Consider the following 19,324-nt stretch of genomic DNA (forward strand, 5'->3'; position numbering starts at 1 on the left):
ATTTTGGGTAAAAAAAAGTGAGCCCAACTTAAGTTGAGCCCACTTTCAATATAAGGTGCTGGTTAATTAGCTTACGGCAGAGTGATTGTTTTGCCTTTGTTGCTCCAGCAGAGCTGTAAATTCATTTTCGGGTAGCGCCTTACTGTAAAGGAAGCCCTGGATCTCTTCGCAGTTGAGGGCTTTTAACAAAGACAGCTGAGCACTCAGCTCTACGCCTTCACCTACCACTGAGAGTCCCATGTTATGGGCTATGGTGATAATGGAATCCACCATCTTCAAGTCTCGATCTGACTTGTCGATGTCATCGACAAAAGCTTTATCAATTTTCAGTGTGTTAATGGGGAAGCGCTTCAGATATGAGAGCGAGGAGTAGCCGGTTCCAAAGTCATCAAGTGCCAGGCTGACCCCCATTTTGGACAGCTGCTGCATCACCTTAATAGCTTTCTCTGGTTGCTTGATTACCGTGCCTTCGGTGATTTCCAGCTCAAGATTGGCTGCCGGCAGGCGGGTCAGTGCCAATATAGATTCAATCCGCTGTTGCAGATCCGGCAGAGCAAATTGGTGCGACGACAAATTGACAGCGACGCGGCCGTTGAACAGGCCCAGCTCACGCCAGCTTTGTGCCGCAAAACAGGCTTTTTTCAGCACAAGATCGCCAATTTCAACGATTAAGCCATTTTCTTCTGCAAGAGGGATAAATTCTCCGGGAGAAATCAATCCCTTATCTGGATGGTCCAGCCTGACAAGTGCCTCCATTCCCGTCAATTTATTGGACTTGATGTCATACTTTGGCTGGTAATGAACCTGGAAGAAATCTTTTCTCAGGCCATCGCGGATAAGGTTCTCAATTTCCAGTTGTCTGATGGCATTTTTGTTCAGGGACTCAGAGTAGAACTGATAACGGTTACCACCTGCCGACTTGGCGTGGTACATGGCGATGTCCGCTTTTCTTAGCAGTGCCTGCTCGTTTTGTTCATCTTCCGGGTAGAGCACAATACCGATACTCAGGCCGATTACCAGTTTCTCTCCGGCGATTTCAAAAGGGGTGGCGAAGTGTTCGATAATGCGTGATGCGATGGTTGCGCCAGAGCCAATATCCGGCAGTTTATCCTCCAGAATGGCAAATTCATCGCCTCCAAGTCGATACAGGCCTGTATGTCTTGGGATTGCCTGCTCCAATCGCTTGGCCACCAAAACCAACAGTTCATCACCAATTTGATGGCCCAGCGAGTCGTTAATCTTCTTGAAGTTATCCAGGTCAATCACCATCAATGTATGATGGCTGTCTTTCTTTACCAGGTTGCTCAAAGTGACCTGCATATTTGAGCGGTTTGGCAGGCCGGTGAGGCCGTCGTTGTTGGTGAGTTTCCTGAGTTCCTCTTCCTGGGACTTTCTGCGGGTAATATCCGAAAAAACACCAACATAGTGAGAGATGACGCCAGCTTCACCATAGATAGCATCTATGGTCAGTTCCATCAGGAAGCTGGTACCGTCGCCACGTTTAGCTTCTACATCCGCATGCCAGCGCCCATGTTTAAGCAGAAGTTGTTTGACCTGGGTTGAATAGTTTTCCGGGTAGAGCTCAAAGTTCATTTCTCTGCCGATAAACTTATCCCTGGATTGATGTGATAGTTGGCAACAGGCCTGGTTGACGGCAACAAAGCTGAAACTGTCGTCCAGAATGAACATACCCTCTGACATATTGCGAATTGCCCGCTCAAACAGCTTTAGTTGTTCTTCGGTCTGCTTGAAATTACTGATGTTTTTTATTGTGCCCGTCATTCGGACGGCGCGGTCCTGTTCATCCCGTTCAACAATTTTTGCCCTGTCCAGAATCCAGATCCAGTCGCCACCCTTTCCTTTTACCCGATAGGCGGCTTCAAAGTGTTCCGTCTCGCCATTGAAATGGCTCTTTAACGCATCACGTACTCTGGATTGATCGAAGGGGTGAATATTACTTTCTTCACCCGGCTCACCGGCCCTTTGACCATCTTTTGGGAAGTCCAGAGAGCCCCAGATATTGGAGCGATAGATCTGGCCAGACTCTATATCCCAGTCCCACATTTCATCGCCACTCCCCCAAAGTGACAATTTAAGTCGCTCTTCACTCTGAGCAATTTTTTTTTGGACTTCTCGGCGCCTTATCAAAGCTTTAATGATTGCTGCCGCTACTAGAGCAACGATCACCAAATAAACAAGCTTTGCTTCAGTAGAAAGCCACCAAGGCGGTGTCACAACCAGGTTGAGTGCCTTCATATTGCTCACTTTTTTAGTGAGCTTATCCATGGCATATACATTGAGTGTATAGTCGCCTGACGACAAGTTGGTGTATGTCGCCGCATTAATATCGATAGCTTGGACAAAAGTGTCAGATAAACCTTTGAGTTGATAGAATATGTCGACATCTTCATTGCCAGGAGAGCTGAAGCTAATAGTCAATGGATAGTCCGAGTACTTTAATGTAAGTACATTGGTTTCATTTAAGCTCTCAGATAAATAGTCTCCCCCAATACTTTCTTCTTTGTTAAATATTTTAAGACTATCCAGTGTTATTTTTGGCGGGTTGCTGTTACTTATAAATTCAGCAAGTTTTTCATCATTAAGTGTAGCTATGCCAGACTTTGCTCCAAACAACGCAGTGTTACCAACTATCTCTACGGATTGCTGATTGTACTCATCGTTGCTGCCGAAGCTTCGAGTCAATAGTAATATCTGATTGGAGTCTTTGTTGTAGGAGATAATCTCCTTATCCGATGTTGCGTATATAACATCATTTAGTTCAGTAATTGAGTATACAGGTTTATTATTGATAACAATGTTATCAATGGACATCTCTTGTTTATCGACTTTAGACAAACCTTTACTCGAGCCAATAAAGATATCACCTTGGTCCTGGAATAGAGAGAAAACGATTCCACTCTTCACTTTATTAAGGATCTGATCCTTGTAGAGGTATAGCCCTCCCTGTGTTCCTATCCAATAGGCGTCTTTATCATCTGACGTGATGATGACATCCAATATAGGCTCGTTGTTTGATTCTATATGTATGGACGTGGAGCTTTGCGAGGCCTTGTCATAAGTATGAAGAACTCCATTGTCACTGCCGAGTATGAGTTGGTGTTCGTCGCCGGTTATACTCCAAAACGCACCATTGAGAACATTAACTGATGACCCGTTGGTCGTATCAACTTTGAATAGTCCCTGGCGAGATGTAAAATATATATCTGAGCCATCTACATAGAGCTTTTTAGGACCGGATACCGAAGCATCTATACTATCAACTTCTTCATAATTTGAGTTCAGGACTAATAAGCGTGCCCCTTCTGTTGCAATAATTATCTTGTCATCTTCGAACGCTTTAATGTCCCAAACATAGTGCTCTATATTTGGGATGTTTGAGATTATGTTGATTTTATCAGATGTTTCGTAATAACCTCTGTTATAAGTAAGCACTCTAACCGCATCATCAGATACCTGAAGCCCAGAAATGTCTAGATCCTCAGACCATAGCGTTCCCAGATATGCTTTGTTGAGATCGCTATCCAGTTTTATTAAGGCGCCTCGCTCAAGCGCAATGATATAGTCGAGATTACTACTTGATGTTATGTAACTAAGTGAAGAGTTATGAATTGTTTTACTACTATTCTGGCCAACGACTTCATATCCTGAATTCTTGAGGATAAATAGCTTTTTCCCCAGTGGCATAACATCAATAACACCTGAGATCTCAGTCTCACCAGCCTGGCCTACCTGGATAAGGCTATTGTCATATCCATGTATATACATCTCTCCGTTGAGATAGACGACTTTTTTTATCTCAATTTTAGATGTCGAATATACGCGTTCGATTGAACTCAAGTCCTTGGATAATTTGAAGATCTCCTTGGTAGAGCTCACTATCAAACCTTCGGGAAATTCGGAGATTGATGAAATGGACCTGTTTGCTAATAGTGCTTTCAGGTTTTCCGGCAGATAGAAGCGGTCATATTGAGAGTCATAGACCACTAATCCTCTATCGGTACCGACGAAAACACGACCTTGGCTATCGGTAAACAAGCGTCGGATAAAGGAGCTGGGCAGGTTCGAGCCATCCTCCGCAAAATAGTGTCTGAATTTTTGTCCGTTGTATCGATTCAAGCCGTTGAGAGTACCGACCCAGACATAACCATTGTGGTCCTCTGTGATGGAGGACACTGCGATTTGAGACAGTCCCTCCTCAAGGCCGTATGACTTTGCATTCAGCTTGATTGGATAGGGGCTGGGTGACAGCGCCAGTACGCTACCGGAAACGATAAAGAGAAGCAGACTCAGCAGCGTATTAATGGCTTTTCTGTTTGGCATCTTGGGCGACTTATTCGTTTTTATACTAAGTTCTTAAAATGTTGCAATCTCTAACTTTTTCAGAACGATTGGCGTTTGTCAAAGGTTGCAGACATGTACGACTTGGGTCTGCTGCTGGCTGGCGGTGGAAATGCTTTACATATTGGTTGGAATTGATGAAAAACCAGCGCCCACTAGTGAATTGTAATATCCCAGTGGGCGTTTTTTTGAGAATCCTACTATTGGCGGCAATACTAGAGACTGAATTTGTTCGCCTGATTTTTAAACAGTTTCAGATCGGTAATCAGGGTGCCTGACTGCAAAAGCTGTGAAGCTTCCTGCTGCTCTCCTCGATTGTAGATAACCAGTCTGTCTGCTTTACGGGTTCTGAGGTGAGACATGTTAAACTCAATCAGGTCCGAGCGGCTCAGGGTCGTAATCTCTGCTACCACCATTTCACGTTGATCAAATCCATAGTCCTTGTTACCTATGCTGGCCCAGTACCGCTGGCTTCGTGTCTTTTGGTTGGCATCGTGTTCCATCACCTGTTGAACCAGGCCTTTCTTGGTGTCCTCCCACTGCTCAGTGGTAATTTGCATTACCGCATAATTGAAGTCTGCAACAAACTCATCAATGGCCTGCAGCAGCGTCAGAGGGCCTGAGCTTGGGGATTGAATATAGAAGATCATTCCGGGATGCCGGTGCAGCGGCAAATAGCCGGTTCCCACCATATAACCCAGTTGCTTCTGGGTCCGCAACTCATGGAAGAAGGAGGAGGACATGGTGTGGTTCAATAAGCTGAACAGCGCCATGTCCCGGGGATCAGTTGAGGCTGACTGATAGTAGACTATGATGCCACTGTCCGGGTGATGTATATCCAACTCCCTGAGTAAAGTGCCTTTTCCACGCATATCTACCAGCTGGCGTTCTGATTCTCCACTGGGAGACGACACCAAAGTCAGAATCACGTCCAGCTTGTGGGCCAGGTGTTTGGCCTCGCTTTCGAGCCAGTCACCATATACCAAACCTTCAAGGTGGATCTTCTCGAAAAACGCTCTGACATGCTCATGCAACTCTGTCAGGGTCACATCTTCCAGGCACTCTGCCAACCGGTTAGGTTCATAGCTGCGGCGCTGTAGCGTTACAGTCAGGCTGGTAAACAGCTGAGAAATGGGTTTGGCTCTGCTGACGTTATACCAGGCCTGCAGCAGTTGTCGCTTTGTTGCCTGAAATCGTGATTCACTGAAATTCCGCTCCCTGGCTTTCTCGATAATCAGCGCCAGTAACTTCTCCTGGTTGCCGGTCAGGCCGGATATGTGCAGAGTTAAGCCACCCTGGTGTGGGTAGATATTGTAATTTAACCCAGCAACTTCAGCAGGATAGGTGAACTCTGTCAGATAGTCCTGGAGCATTTCAACATAAAGGCGGGTGAGGGCCGCCTGTCTTGGCGTCGCACTGGCTTTCTCTGAGTCCAGCGACAGATAAAGATGGCCTTTTGGGACATTGAACTCGCCATCTTTTTTGTGCCAAATCCTGTATCCTTTCCCCTCAGCGACAATGGTGGGAGCTGAACTTTCATTGCCTCCGGGCCGCACTTCAGGGGCGCTGACAATAAAGGGGTTCGCCTCTGGTAAAGTCAGTTCAGGGATCTGCGCCACATTACTCCAGCTGTTGAGTCTTTCCGCAGAAATAGGGCTGTCCATATAGGGGGTGTGATACCAGTCTGCCTGTGCATCAGCATCAAGTTCGTGCGCTATCAATTGCAGCCGGATATTTTGTGGATTCATTAATGTAAGCAGGTACTTACATTCGTCCACGTCGAGGCCGGCCATTCGATAATCACCAAAAATCACATCTTCAGCCGAGTAGTGTTGCATATTGATGCTGAGATGGCTGGAGAGATCCATGGACTTGATGGTTTCCTGGAATCTGAAAGCCACTTCCAGTAAGTCTGCCCGTTCCCGATAACGCCAGTCCTCCAGACCCTGCTGTTGGAGCAGATCGATAAAGGCAAATGTCGCGCAGATAATATCGTCAATATGCGATAGACCAGTTTCGGTCAACTGCACACTGATGTTGTAATCCTTAAAGTTATAGCCGTTAATTCCTCCCCCGGCAGACAGTGCTGTTGCCCATCCTTTGTCTTTGAAATAATTCAATAAACTCCCATTGGACTCATTGCCCAACAGGTGGCTGATAAAAGTAAGGGGCTTGCTCTTGTAGTAACAATCTATTCCTAGCAGAGCAAAGGAGATAGTCAGGCGCTTCTGGTCCTTCAAAGGAACAATATTAATCTGTCTGCGTAGCTGCTTATCGCTGTACAAAGGCACCTGCGGATAGTGCTTTCGTATTGCTTTATTCGGAATTTCGTCAAAATATTGACGCGCAAGCGATTCCAGCGTGTCCAGCGGCAGGGGAGCAACCATACACAGAGTCATGAGGTTGGCACTGTAATGATCCTCGTAGAAAGCCAGTAGTTCATTGCGCAGTTGTTCTCTGTCTCCCCCCAGTGTGACTATGTTTCCTACGGAAAACTTAGAGAAAGGGTGAGCAGGGTTGACGGTTTCTTTATGTACCTGATAGACCCTCCGAATATCATCTTTCAGTTTAAGGCTGTACTCAGCGTCAATTGCTTGACGCTCTCGCTCAACCAGGTCGAGGTTGAAACAGGGGGCGACAAAAAATTGACTGAACCTGTCCAGCGACGACTCAAATGCCTCTGCATCAAGGCTGTAGAAGAAGTTTGTATGCTCTGTTCCTGTCCAGGCGTTGTTGCTGCCACCATGACGATTGATAAAGGCGTGATATTCGGCTGGATCGGGAAATTTCTCTGTGCCAAGAAACAGCATATGTTCAAGAAAGTGCGCCATGCCCGGACGCTCAGCGGGATCATCAAAGTGACCGACGTTGACTGCCATTGAAGCGGCAGCTTGCTCAGCCTGGTCATCTTGTACCAGTAGAACCCGCAATTCATTTGGCAGAATAAGGTAGCGATATTGACGGCTGTCGTTGGGGCTGGAAATTAGCTCAAATTGGGAAGACAAGTGCCGGCTCCTTTCGGGAAGTCAGCTTATATATTGAGTCCCTCAGAGGGTTTTGGCAAACAAAGCCGACCTCCTCGACTAAAGATTAAGCTCACTATGGTTTTTTACCGGCTTAAATGGGGATACAATCTTCAAAAAAAGCAATAACAATCGAAGGCGAGAGTTGTATGCAGCTGTTTTTAATGAGGCATGGCGAAGCCAGCTTTGATGCGCTATCTGACCGCGAGCGAGTACTGACAGACCTGGGGCGCTATCAAACCGGTCAAATGGCTAACTGGTTGACATCACATGTTACAACTTTTGATTTGGTGCTGATCAGTCCCTATCTCAGGGTTCAGCAAAGTTGGCAGGAGGTGAGCACTCATTTCCCCGAGCCTCGTAAGCTGATGGTGTTGGATGAATTGGTTCCCTCTGCCGACCCTGCTATGTGTGCTTCTTTAATCCAGGCTTATGCCCATCAATATAAAGCCGACAAGGTATTGGTGGTATCACATATGCCATTACTGGGTTATCTGGTCAGCGAGATGGTTGGTGGTATTGAGCCGCCTTTGTTTGCTACTTCTGCCATATGCCTGCTTGATCTTCACGGTGAAAGAGCCAGTCAGGTGTGGCAGGAAGCACCTCATACCATTGGCTGACAACTAGACAGTTAATTGAACAGAAAAACCGGGCCATCACCCGGTTTTTTCATATTTACTCAGCCTTGTCATCTACGGTGTGGGTGCTCACCTATATCGACCAGTACCAGCAACGCAGCATCTCCACCCCATTCTTTGGGGGCCTGATGAAACGCTTTTACCTGAGGGTGTTGGGCCAGCCACATTGGGACCTGTTGTTTTAAAATCCCTGTTCCATAGCCGTGCATTACGCAGCAGCACTGAATGTGCTCTTTTATACATGCGTGTATCAGTGCCGCCAGTTCAAGCTTAGCTTCACTTTGGCGGTATCCATGAAGGTCCAGCAGAAGATCTGGTACATAGTCGCCTCTGCGAAGTCGCTTCACTTCCAAACTGTCACAGTCGGATCTGAGCCAGCGCATAGGGCCATCTGTTGGTAATAGAGGCTGATAAGTATCAGAAAAGTAGCTGTCAGACTCTAGCTGCACCGCTTTTTCCACCACTTCAACTTTGGTTTTCAGCGGGGTACCGAAATGACGTTTGTCCTGGGCCAATGGTCTGACATCACCGAACAAATCGGCAAATGAGCCACTGGTTTGATTGGTTTTTTTGATGTTCATTCCGGCATTTTACCCCAAAGTCTCTATTTATGTGAGTTATCTTGGTGCTCACAGGCTACTTCAGAGGCGAATGTTTGCTGTCGTTCACAGGGCCAATTCAGTTACAATGGCGACAAATTGATTGCTGGAGTCTGTTTTGGACAAAATCTTTGTAGATGAAGCTGTTTCTGAGCTGAAAACCATTGGCGATATGCTGCGCTGGGCAGTGAGCCGTTTCAATGATGCGGGTATCTATTACGGTCATGGTACCGACAATGCCTGGGATGAAGCCGTGGCTCTGGTACTGCACGCCCTGCACCTGCCTGATGAACTTGGGCAGCAGGTGGTGAATGCCAACCTGACCAGCAGCGAAAAGCACAAGATTGTTGACCTGATCCTGCGTCGCGTCCGCGAACGTCTGCCGGTGCCATACCTGACCAACGTCGCTTATTTTTGTGGTCTGCAGTTTTATGTGGATGAGCGTGTGCTGGTACCAAGATCGCCAATTGGTGAGATGATTCAGGATGGCTTTGGCCCATGGCTGTACAACAAGCCGGTTAATCGTGTACTGGATCTGTGTACCGGCAGTGGTTGTATCGCTATTGCCTGTGCTTACGAGTTTGAAGATGCTGAAGTGGATGCGCTGGATATCAGCGATGATGCGCTGGAAGTGGCACAGATGAACATCGAAAGCCTGGGCGTCATGAACCGGGTGTTCCCAATGCAGTCAGATCTGTTCAGTGCCATTCCAAAAGGCCCTCAGTACGACCTGATTGTGTCTAACCCTCCCTATGTGGATCAGGAAGATATTGATGATATGCCCAAGGAATATCATCACGAGCCTGAAATTGGTCTGGCATCCGGCCGCGATGGCCTTGATATTACCAAGCGTATTCTGGCCAATGCGGCTGACTACCTGACCGAAGAGGGTGTACTGGTGGTTGAAGTGGGTAACTCCATGGTGCATCTGATGGAGCAATTCCCTGAAGTGCCATTCACTTGGGTGAGCTTCGAAAATGGCGGTGACGGCGTGTTTGTTTTGACCCGTGATCAGCTGGTTGAAAATGAATCACTTTTCGCCATCTATAAGGATAGGGAATAATCTTATCCTGCCAAAGGTGAGGCAGATGCCTCACCTTTAACCCTACATGGCTGACAACAAACAATTAAGACGCCACATCAGGAACCATTAAAACAACGAGGAAATGTATACGGATGTCGGGAAACAGTATTGGTCAGAACTTCGTCGTCACGACTTTTGGTGAAAGTCACGGTATGGCACTGGGATGCATTATTGACGGTTGTCCTCCGGGTCTGGAGCTCAGTGTTGAAGATATGCAGCATGATCTGGACCGCCGACGTCCCGGCACGTCACGGTATACCACGGCCCGTCGTGAAGCCGATGAGGTGCGTATTCTTTCCGGCGTGTTTGAAGGTAAAACCACTGGCACCTCCATTGGCCTGCTGATTGAAAACACAGATCAACGCAGTCAGGACTACTCCAATATCAAAGAGCTGTTCCGTCCCGGACATGCAGATTACACCTACCAACAAAAGTATGGTCAGCGCGACTATCGCGGTGGTGGTCGTTCATCTGCCCGTGAAACCGCAATGCGTGTTGCCGCAGGTGCAGTCGCCAAAAAGTATTTGCAGCAGGTCCATGGCATAGAAATCCATGGTTTTCTGTCTCAGCTCGGTCCGATTGCAGCAGACAACATTGACTTCGACCAGATTGAACAAAATCCATTTTTCTTCCCCGATGCCAGCAAGCTCGAAGCGCTTGATGAGTACATGCGGGACTTGAAAAAATCCGGCGATTCCATTGGTGCTAAAGTGTCTGTGATTGCCACTAATGTGCCGGTTGGTTTGGGTGAGCCGGTATTCGACCGCCTGGATGCAGATATTGCTCATGCGCTCATGGGGATCAATGCCGTTAAAGGTGTGGAGATTGGTGATGGCTTTGAAGTGGTTACCCAGAAAGGCTCTGAGCACAGAGACCTGATGACTCCCGAAGGCTTTGACTCAAACCACGCCGGTGGCGTGCTGGGAGGCATCTCTTCTGGTCAGCCTATTATTGCCCATATGGCGCTTAAGCCTACCTCCAGCATCAGTGTGCCGGGGGAAAGTATTAATGTGCGTGGTGAAACTGCCGAAGTGGTGACCAAGGGACGCCACGACCCCTGCGTCGGTATTAGAGCGGTTCCCATTGCTGAAGCCATGTTGGCAATCGTGTTAATGGACCACCTGTTGCGCCACAGAGCGCAAAATCAGGATGTACAGAGTCAAACCCCAGTTCTCGGAATGCGTAAATGACACCAGCAACACCTGAGGCCCCAAACGGTGCCTCAGCTCAGGCGCGACAGCTTTTTTGGCTGGGCGCCTGTTATTTTTTCTTCTACTCCATTCTTGGGGTTATGGTCCCTTACCTTGGGGTCTTCTTTGAAAGTCGCGGCTTTAATCCTCAGGAAATCGGCATATTGCTGGCGATTGTACTGGGCACCCGGGTAATCGCTCCCAATGTCTGGGCCAGAGTGGCAGACAGAACCGGTATGAGAGTGGAGCTGGTCAAAGCCGGTGCTGCCGCGGCAGCCATTACCTACACCAGCTTTTTTGTAGAGGGTAGTTTCCTCTATCTGGCAGCCAGCCTGGTGGTTTATACCTTCTTCTGGAACGCCATTCTTGCCCAACTTGAAGTGGTCACTCTGGATACCCTGGGTAATAACCCTCAAAGGTACGGTGCGATTCGCAGTTGGGGCAGCGTGGGTTATATCTGTCTTGTGGTGGGTGGTGGTTTCGCCATTGAGCATTTTGGCGCGCAAATTCTGCCATATCTTGGCATGGTGCTGTTTCTTGGCATGTTAGCTTGTGCCCTGCCATTGAAAGCGGAGCGGCAGCAAAAGGATGAAAGTCCTGCGCCCAAAGGCAAGGTGGTTACTCCGGCAGTATTCTGGTTCTTGCTGTCAGCCTTGTTGTTGCAAATGAGCGCCGGACCATTTTACGGTTTCTTCGTCCTCTACCTTAAGCAGGCCGGATACGCTGAATCCCTGGCTGGCATTATGGTGGCGCTGGGAGTGACGGCAGAAATTGGTATGTTTATGATGGCTCCCCGGCTACTGAAGCGCTTTGGCGTGATGCCACTGATGGCTGTCAGTATTCTGATGACAGCAGCCCGTTGGCTGATGATGGCCTTTGGAGTAGAACATGTCAGTATCATCGCGCTGAGTCAGTTGCTCCATGCCTTTACCTTTGGTCTGGTTCATGCCGCGTCAATCCAGTTTGTCTATCAGCATTTCGATAAGCGTCATCAAAGTCAGGGCCAGGCACTGTACGCCAGTATTGGCTTTGGTATGGGCGGAGCATTGGGGATCTGGATATGTGGCTATATTTGGGGAGATGGCAGTGGTGCCATGTGGACCTGGGTGTTTGCCGCAATCTGCGCCTTTCTCTCCATGCTGGCAGTTTGCTTTATTCCTCGGGAGCCAAGAGCTCAGGATACGGCGATGCCTGCCCATGGGTAACAGTGGCAAACTTATTGATATTGGGCCGCTGAATACTGAGCGCTATTTAAGTACCAAAACAGGAACAGCACAGGGAAGACCATGAGTGACAGAGTGTTTAAGCTGGGACTATTAATCAATCCATATGCCGGGTTGGGCGGCAGTGTCGCGCTAAAAGGCAGTGATGGTGTTGCCGCGGAAGCTTTAGCAAGAGGCGCAGAGCCAAAAGCGTCTCTGCGAATGAAACAGGCGCTGGAAGTGCTGCTGCCTTACAAAGACAATATTCACATACTGACAGGCGCCGGGCCCCTGGGAGAGACGCTGGCGTTGGAGCTGGGCTTCACGACTCAGGTGGTGTACACAGGAGCTGACCCCTCCACAGCAAGGGATTCCAGATCTCTGGCTGCGGTTCTGGCGGATACCTATAAGCCGGATTTATTGCTGTTTGCCGGTGGCGATGGCACTGCCCGGGATGTTTATGCTGAGGTAGATGATTGCTTGCCTGTGCTGGGGGTGCCTGCCGGGGTGAAAATCCATTCCGGCGTGTATGCGATAACTCCGCATGCTGCAGGGGTTGTGGTGCGTATGTTGCTGCAGGGTGAGCTGGTCAGTCTGATGAGCGCCGATGTGATGGATATTGACGAAGAGGCTTTTCGTCAGGGTACAGTCAGGGCCAGACGCTTTGGTGAGATGACTGTGCCTGCTGAGCCCAGATATGTGCAGGCGGTAAAAATGGGCGGCAAGGAAGTGGATGAGCTGGTGCTGGCTGATATCGCCGCAGATCTGATTGGGCAGATGGATGATGAGCTGTTTATCATGGGTTCAGGCAGTACAGTAGCTGCTGTGATGGAGGAGCTTGGACTGGATAACACTTTGCTGGGTGTTGATTTGATTCAGGACCGTGATTTGCTGGCCAGTGATTTGACCGCCAATCAACTGCTGGAGCAGACCGCCGCTGCTCGGCAGGGGAAGGATAATCAAGGAGTAAAACTGGTTATCACCCTTATTGGAGGCCAGGGTCATATTCTGGGACGGGGTAATCAGCAGTTATCGCCAGAGCTGATAAGACGGGTAGGTAAGGAGAATATTATTATCCTGGCGACCAAAACCAAGCTGAAAGCACTTGAAGGGCGGCCGCTGATCGTGGATAGTGGCGACCCAGAACTGGACCGGGAAATGAGTGGCTATTATCGCGTCACTACCGGTTATCATGATTATGTGATGTATCAGGTGGCCAACCCTGATCTGAATGAGTGACAAACGGAGACCCCATGTTAGAGAAGTACGAACAAACATTGGATCAGTGGATCGAGTCCATCGTGACCAGCGGTGATGATGACGCCCTGTTTGCCAGCGGCTATCTTCAGGGACACTTTGCTGTGGTGTTGGCTGAAATGGAAGGTGAAGGCCAGACTGATATGGCGTCACTGGATGAGAAAATGAAAGTTTGTCTGAACCAGGCTACCCGTGAACTGGAAGACCCGGACTACCTGCTGGTGGCCAATGCATGGCAGGAGCTGCGCAGCGCCATCCTTGCATAATATCGGCCTTGACAGTTGCTGGTATAGATAAAGGAGCCTCATGGCTCCTTTGTTGTTTCTGCCTCTGATTTTACAGCGGCTTGCCCTTCAGCAGCTTTCGCATCCACATTCGGTTGGGGTTCAGTCGCTGTCTAATATCCTGATTAAAAGGCGATATCTCTCCACATAGCTGAGCTGCCAGAGCTTCCGCCGTCAGCGGGGCAGAACAAACACCGCGGCTGCCAAACCCACCAAGGATAAATAAGCCCTGATAAACCGGGGCATTTTGAGCCTGCCAGAATTTCGCATCCTGTGGGTGTGCCGCTGCCAACTCAAGCAGGTGTTCAGTATCCGGTGCCGCACCCATCATAGGGAAGTGATCCCGGCTGACCATACGTACTCCGACTCTGGCGCTGTTGCCGCTCACATCAATATCTTCCACCCAGTCTTTGCCCGGATAAGAGAGTTGCACGCGAGCCTTGTTGGCCTGCTGCTCTGTTTCGCTGAAGCTAAGATCCTTGCTGCTCTTTACATAGCTGGCACCGATACAGTGAGCCTGATTGTTGGCTGGGGTCATATAACCTTCGGCGCACAGTACCGTATTGAGCTGACTCAGGCGGGCTGTGGTGGGAATATGACTCACCTGACCGCGAAACGGACTCAGTGGCAATTGACTGGTCTGGGGCGGGGTGGTGACTTCTGCGCCGCTGGCCAATACTAGATTGGCGAAAGGACCATACTGCTTTGCGCTGCCACTCTGGCTCAGGTACCAGCCGTCCTCTTTTTGCTCGATGGCGTCTATCTGAGTTTGATAGTGCTGTTTAAGCCCGGTTGTTTTTGCTGCCTGCGCAATCATGGCCCGGGTAAACTCGGCGGGACAAACCCATGCGCCCAGTGGGTACTCAAGCCCGGGCTTATTAATATCTATGCCGGCAATGTTTGTGGCGGTTTCTGCATCCACGGGCCTGGCAATAAAGTCAGGCCAGGGAAACTGCACCACTTTACCAAGGCGGGCGGTACTCTTGTCGTCATGGGCCGTTTGCAAAACGCCGCTGAAGCCATGGGCTATCTCGTGTCCCTGTCCAAGCATCTGTGCCAATCTAAAGCGGCTGTATAAAAAGCTCTGCACATAGAATTGGCTTAACTCATCGTGGTGTTGGCTGAGCAGAGGATAAAGTGCCCCCTGACGATTACCGGATGCTGCTTCCCCTGCCTGGGCATCTCGGCAGAACAAACTCATGTTTACTCCTCGCTCGGCGAGAGATAAGCACAGGGCCGCACTGGCAATACCGCCACCGATAATTGCGGTTTCTCCCCGGGTTTGTGTTGGCGCCGGATAGGGGCCAGAGGCGTTATCTGTCACTTGTTCAGTCGAGAGCATAACCTTGGTCAGGCTTGTCGCGAGAATGTCATCTTGCTGCAATAAGCTAATATTTGCGTTCGGTTTGCACAGGCCTACAAATGCTGAGGTTATGTCTGGGTCTGCAGCTAACTTGTCATTGGCATCGGCAGCGATAATCAGTTGCTCGAAACCATGGCGATAGTCGAGCTCATTGATCCCGTCCAGGGTTAACTCTGTATTCAAGGTGAGCGTGACAGTCTGGTGCGACCCTGGTGCGGGGAACAAAGCCCAGCGTCTCGGTGTGTTCAGCGAGTCCGGCTGATAGTCAAGGTGCAGTCGTTGAAGCAGTAAAGGGTCTGGTGCCGACAGGCACAAGCAGCTCAGCTGAAAATGGGTCTGATGAGACTGAGCCAGTTTGGCAAGCAGTGACGGCAAGGCTGACAGATCTTGATCGCAAACCAGCGCCAGGCTTTGGCCAGCGCTGATGGAAATAGAATCGAATGGCATGGAAAGCGTTGACATTTTAACCTTTTCTGCAAACTTAATGGCTCGGATGCTGGCGTAATGCGGCTTCTCCGAGCGAGAATGTGCTGTATTTTAACTTTGTTTGTGGAAAGCTGACCACTTGCCTATTGATTAGAGGTTAGTATTGCCACAACAAATTTTGGGTAGGTGCGTTTTTTTAGGTATTGGCAGCATACGCACAGGACTTAATTGCACCTTCTCCAGGTTCTGATATTGACGGAATGGATAGTAAACAATGAAAAGAGTCGTAATCACCGGAATGGGCATCGTGTCGAGTATCGGCAACAACAAGCAGGAAGTGATCGAGTCACTGAAAGCCGGACGCAGCGGTGTCACGCACTCTGAGCAGTTTGAACAGATGAAGTTGCGCAGCCAGGTGTGGGGTGATATCAAACTGAACCCAGCAGACCTGATTGACCGTAAAGCTTTGCGCTTTATGGGTGATGCAGCTGCATACGCTTATCTGGCTATGCAGGAAGCAATTGAAGACGCTGGTCTGGAAGAGTCTCAGTACTCCAGTCCCCGCGTAGGCCTGGTTGTGGGCTCCGGTGGTGCATCTTCTGCTAACCAGGTACAGGCCGCCGACACTCTGCGTGCGAAAGGCGTTAAGCGTGTTGGTCCATATATTGTGCCTCGTATTATGGCCAGTACCACCAGTGCCTGTCTGGCGACTCCATTCAAAATTAAGGGTACCAACTACTCTATCAGTTCTGCCTGTGCGACCAGTGCTCACTGTATTGGCCACGCCGCTGAACTTATCCAGTTGGGTAAACAGGATATGGTATTTGCCGGTGGTGCTGAAGAGCTGGACTGGACCCTCGCCATGGGCTTTGACGCCATGGGTGCGCTGTCTACCAAGTACAATGACACTCCGGAAAAAGCATCCCGTACCTATGACGCCAACCGCGATGGCTTCGTTATCTCTGCCGGTGGCGGTATTGTGGTCGTTGAAGAGCTGGAGCATGCTCTGGCTCGCGGCGCAAAAATCTACGCTGAAATTATCGGTTATGGTGCCTCTTCAGACGGCTACGACATGGTTGCTCCGTCTGGTGAAGGTGCAGTGCGTTGCATGAACCTGGCGCTGGCGGATGTGGATACTCCAATCGAATATGTCAACACTCACGGTACTTCCACTCCTGTGGGGGACGTGCGTGAGCTGGAAGCCCTGCGTGAAGTATTCGGCAACGAGATGCCGGTTATTGGTTCAACCAAGTCTATGACAGGTCATGGTCTGGGTGCGGCCGGTGTACACGAAGCTATCTACTCAACTCTGATGCTGGACAATAACTTTATTGCTCCAAGTATCAACGTTGAAACGCCGGACGAAAAGGCTGAGGGCATGCCGATTGCTACTGAAATGCAGGAAAAAGAGCTGACCACAGTCATGAGCAACAGCTTTGGCTTTGGTGGCACTAACGCCACTCTGGTGCTGCGTAAATATAAGTAAGCCGGTTTAATCGGATAAAAGGGAGCTGAGGCTCCCTTTTTTGTGTCCGAAAATCAGTGTTCTTTGCGCCACTTACCTGAACTTTGATGAAATTGGGGTAAGATTCAGGCATTCGAGATGGAACAACGAAAACAATGAAGATAATTGCCGATGAAAATATGCCCTATGTCGAGCAGGTGTTTGCCGATATTGGGGAGGTGTCTCTGGTCAATGGCCGACAGTTGAGTGCTGAACAGCTTGAAGGGGCTGATGTGCTCCTGGTGCGCTCAGTCACACAGGTCAATGCGCAGCTGCTGGCACACAATGACAGTCTAAAGTTTGTCGGCAGTGCCACCATAGGCACAGATCATATCGATACCCAGCTTCTGGCTCAGAAGGGAATTCCTTTTTCCAATGCGCCTGGTTGTAATGCCATTGCGGTCGGTGAATACGCCTTTATTGCCATGCTGGAGCTGGCCGCTATGACGGGATCCAGTCTTAAACAGCGAACTGTCGGCATAGTTGGGGCCGGTAATACCGGCAGTCAGGTGGCACGTTGTTTGGAGGCCTATGGCGTCAAAACCCTGCTGTGCGATCCTGTGCTGGCTGCATCCGGTGACAGTCGCGAATTTCACTCTCTGGACCAGCTGATTGCCAGCTGTGATGTTATCAGTTTGCACGTTCCCTTGACCAAAGACGGAATCGAACCCACCTGGTATCTACTGGACGAAGCACGTCTGTCAGCCCTTAAGCCCGATGCATGGCTGCTGAACTGCTGTCGGGGAGAGGTGATCGATAACCGGGCGCTAATCCGGGTCAAACAACAAAGAGCTGACCTTAGGCTGGTGCTGGACGTGTGGGAAGGAGAGCCCAACCCCATGCCAGAGCTGGTGCCTTTGGTGGACATCGCCACCCCCCACATTGCCGGTTATAGTCTGGAGGGGAAAGCCCGCGGTACCACCATGCTTCACAGTGCTTTGAGTCAGGTCCTGAATATTGAACCTGAGAACAAGCTTGATGGTCTGTTGCCTGTTCATGTTTTTTCCCGGATCAAGCTTGAAAATCAGCCCGATGAAAGCGCACTGCTGCAACTGTGCAGATTGATTTATGACCTGCGGGATGACGACCGTAAATTCCGCGCTAACTACGCCTTGGCAGGGGGATTTGACCAGTTGAGAAAAAATCATACACACAGGCGTGAATTCAGCGCTCTGGCGCTGGTCAAGGGCAGTGGCTTTGAGGTAGATTGGTTGACCAAATTAGGATTTTCAGGAGCCAGTCTGTAGTTATGTCGCAGGAATTCAATGTTGTCGTATTAGGTGCCTCAGGAGCCGTCGGTCAAACCATGATCGAAATCCTTGAAGAGCGCAATTTCCCGGTCGCCAATCTATACCCATTGGCCAGCAGCCGCAGTGCCGGAGATACGGTCAGCTTCCATGGTAAACAGATTGAAATCCTGGATGTAGAGACCTTCGATTGGTCAAAGGCGCAGATAGGTTTCTTCTCTGCCGGTGGTGATGTGTCAGCCAAGTGGGCGCCTATCGCAGCAGAGCATGGTTGTGTGGTGATAGATAACACCTCTCACTTCCGCTATGACTATGATATTCCATTGGTTGTGCCTGAAGTTAACCCTCATGCAATTGCTGACTTCCGTAACCGTAATATCATTGCCAATCCGAACTGCTCTACCATCCAGATGCTGGTGGCACTGAAACCGATTTATGACGCTTTCGGTATCAGCCGCATTAACGTATGCACATACCAGTCAGTATCCGGTACAGGTAAAGCTGCCATTGAAGAGCTGGCCAAGCAGTGCGCCAAGTTGCTACAGGGGCTGCCAGCCGAGTCTGAAGTCTACTCCAAGCAGATTGCCTTCAACGTATTGCCGCAAATCGACAAGTTTATGGACAATGGCTACACCAAAGAAGAGATGAAAATGGTGTGGGAAACCCAGAAAATCTTTGGCGATGACAGTATCGAGGTAAACCCGACAGCGGTACGTGTGCCTGTGTTCTATGGTCACTCTGAAGCGGTTCATATTGAGACCCAACAGCAGGTCGATGCCGATCAGGTGAAAGCGGTGCTGGCCAACGCTGAAGGGGTGGAACTGTTTGAGTCTGATGAAGAGTATCCAACCGCCGTGACTGACGGTGCAGGTACTGATCCTGTGTACGTTGGACGGGTGCGTAAAGATATTTCTCACCCAAATGGTATAAATCTTTGGATTGTTGCCGATAACATTCGTAAGGGCGCGGCCCTTAACAGTGTTCAGATCGCCGAGATATTGATCCGGGATTATTACTGATATATCGGTAAGTTAGCCCTTAACTGTTAAAAGCCTGCCGCTGTGCAGGCTTTTTTGTTTTCCATCACCTTTGGTGAAAACCTGATAACACTTGTGAACAGTAGCAGGGAGTAGCATTCTGGTTTATAG

The 19,324-nt window shown here is 49.4% G+C and carries 13 protein-coding genes; 9 read left to right on the plus strand and 4 right to left on the minus strand.

Going from position 1 to position 19,324, the window contains the following annotated elements; genetic code table 11:
- Positions 1–66: 66 nt before the first annotated feature.
- On the minus strand, positions 67–4,341 hold the full coding sequence (locus L2725_RS16550) for an EAL domain-containing protein (protein WP_249249951.1): 4,275 nt from the start codon (positions 4,339–4,341) through the stop codon (positions 67–69).
- Positions 4,342–4,574: 233 nt separating this feature from the next.
- Positions 4,575–7,364, minus strand: coding sequence for an insulinase family protein (locus tag L2725_RS16555; protein ID WP_249249952.1), 2,790 nt, complete (start codon positions 7,362–7,364; stop codon positions 4,575–4,577).
- Positions 7,365–7,531: 167 nt separating this feature from the next.
- Here L2725_RS16555 and sixA point away from each other — a divergent pair, with 167 nt between their 5' ends.
- On the plus strand, positions 7,532–8,002 hold the full coding sequence (gene sixA / locus L2725_RS16560) for a phosphohistidine phosphatase SixA (protein ID WP_249249953.1): 471 nt from the start codon (positions 7,532–7,534) through the stop codon (positions 8,000–8,002).
- Positions 8,003–8,070: 68 nt separating this feature from the next.
- On the opposite strand, the gene smrB is transcribed toward sixA, so the two are convergent.
- Positions 8,071–8,601: an endonuclease SmrB gene (gene smrB / locus L2725_RS16565; protein WP_249249954.1), complete on the minus strand. Its 531-nt coding sequence runs from the start codon at positions 8,599–8,601 to the stop codon at positions 8,071–8,073.
- 136 nt (positions 8,602–8,737) lie between these two features.
- Here smrB and prmB point away from each other — a divergent pair, with 136 nt between their 5' ends.
- From prmB to L2725_RS16590, 5 genes are all read left to right on the plus strand, one after another.
- Positions 8,738–9,682, plus strand: a complete 945-nt coding sequence (gene prmB / locus L2725_RS16570) for a 50S ribosomal protein L3 N(5)-glutamine methyltransferase (RefSeq protein WP_248937862.1) — start codon at positions 8,738–8,740, stop codon at positions 9,680–9,682.
- A 113-nt stretch (positions 9,683–9,795) separates the two neighbouring features.
- Positions 9,796–10,893: a chorismate synthase gene (gene aroC / locus L2725_RS16575; protein WP_249249955.1), complete on the plus strand. Its 1,098-nt coding sequence runs from the start codon at positions 9,796–9,798 to the stop codon at positions 10,891–10,893.
- The gene (locus tag L2725_RS16580) at positions 10,890–12,098 is read left to right on the plus strand and encodes an MFS transporter (RefSeq protein WP_249249957.1); all 1,209 of its coding nucleotides are present in this window, start codon (positions 10,890–10,892) and stop codon (positions 12,096–12,098) included. Before aroC ends, L2725_RS16580 begins: the two co-directional genes overlap by 4 nt.
- 81 nt (positions 12,099–12,179) lie before the next feature.
- A complete protein-coding gene (locus tag L2725_RS16585) occupies positions 12,180–13,334 on the plus strand; it encodes an ATP-NAD kinase family protein (RefSeq protein WP_249249959.1) in 1,155 nt (384 codons plus the stop codon).
- A gap of 14 nt (positions 13,335–13,348) precedes the next feature.
- Positions 13,349–13,618, plus strand: a complete 270-nt coding sequence (locus L2725_RS16590) for a YfcL family protein (RefSeq protein WP_248937857.1) — start codon at positions 13,349–13,351, stop codon at positions 13,616–13,618.
- A 70-nt stretch (positions 13,619–13,688) separates the two neighbouring features.
- Here the strand turns inward: L2725_RS16590 and mnmC1 are convergent, their stop codons facing one another.
- Complete coding sequence (gene mnmC1 / locus L2725_RS16595; RefSeq protein WP_249249960.1) at positions 13,689–15,461, minus strand: FAD-dependent 5-carboxymethylaminomethyl-2-thiouridine(34) oxidoreductase MnmC1; 1,773 nt, start codon at positions 15,459–15,461, stop codon at positions 13,689–13,691.
- A gap of 238 nt (positions 15,462–15,699) precedes the next feature.
- Here mnmC1 and fabB point away from each other — a divergent pair, with 238 nt between their 5' ends.
- The 3 genes from fabB to L2725_RS16610 all read left to right on the plus strand — a co-directional run bounded on the left by fabB (position 15,700) and on the right by L2725_RS16610 (position 19,195).
- Complete coding sequence (fabB, locus tag L2725_RS16600) at positions 15,700–16,911, plus strand: beta-ketoacyl-ACP synthase I (protein ID WP_115134767.1); 1,212 nt, start codon at positions 15,700–15,702, stop codon at positions 16,909–16,911.
- Between the two features lie 134 nt (positions 16,912–17,045).
- Positions 17,046–18,176 carry a 4-phosphoerythronate dehydrogenase gene (locus tag L2725_RS16605; RefSeq protein ID WP_249249961.1) on the plus strand — a complete coding sequence of 377 codons (1,131 nt, stop codon included), beginning with the start codon at positions 17,046–17,048 and terminating at the stop codon, positions 18,174–18,176.
- Positions 18,177–18,178: 2 nt separating this feature from the next.
- Positions 18,179–19,195, plus strand: coding sequence for an aspartate-semialdehyde dehydrogenase (locus L2725_RS16610; RefSeq protein ID WP_249249962.1), 1,017 nt, complete (start codon positions 18,179–18,181; stop codon positions 19,193–19,195).
- Positions 19,196–19,324 lie beyond the last annotated feature (129 nt).

The organism is Shewanella corallii (genome assembly GCF_023349125.1).
Taxonomy (GTDB): domain Bacteria; phylum Pseudomonadota; class Gammaproteobacteria; order Enterobacterales; family Shewanellaceae; genus Shewanella; species Shewanella corallii.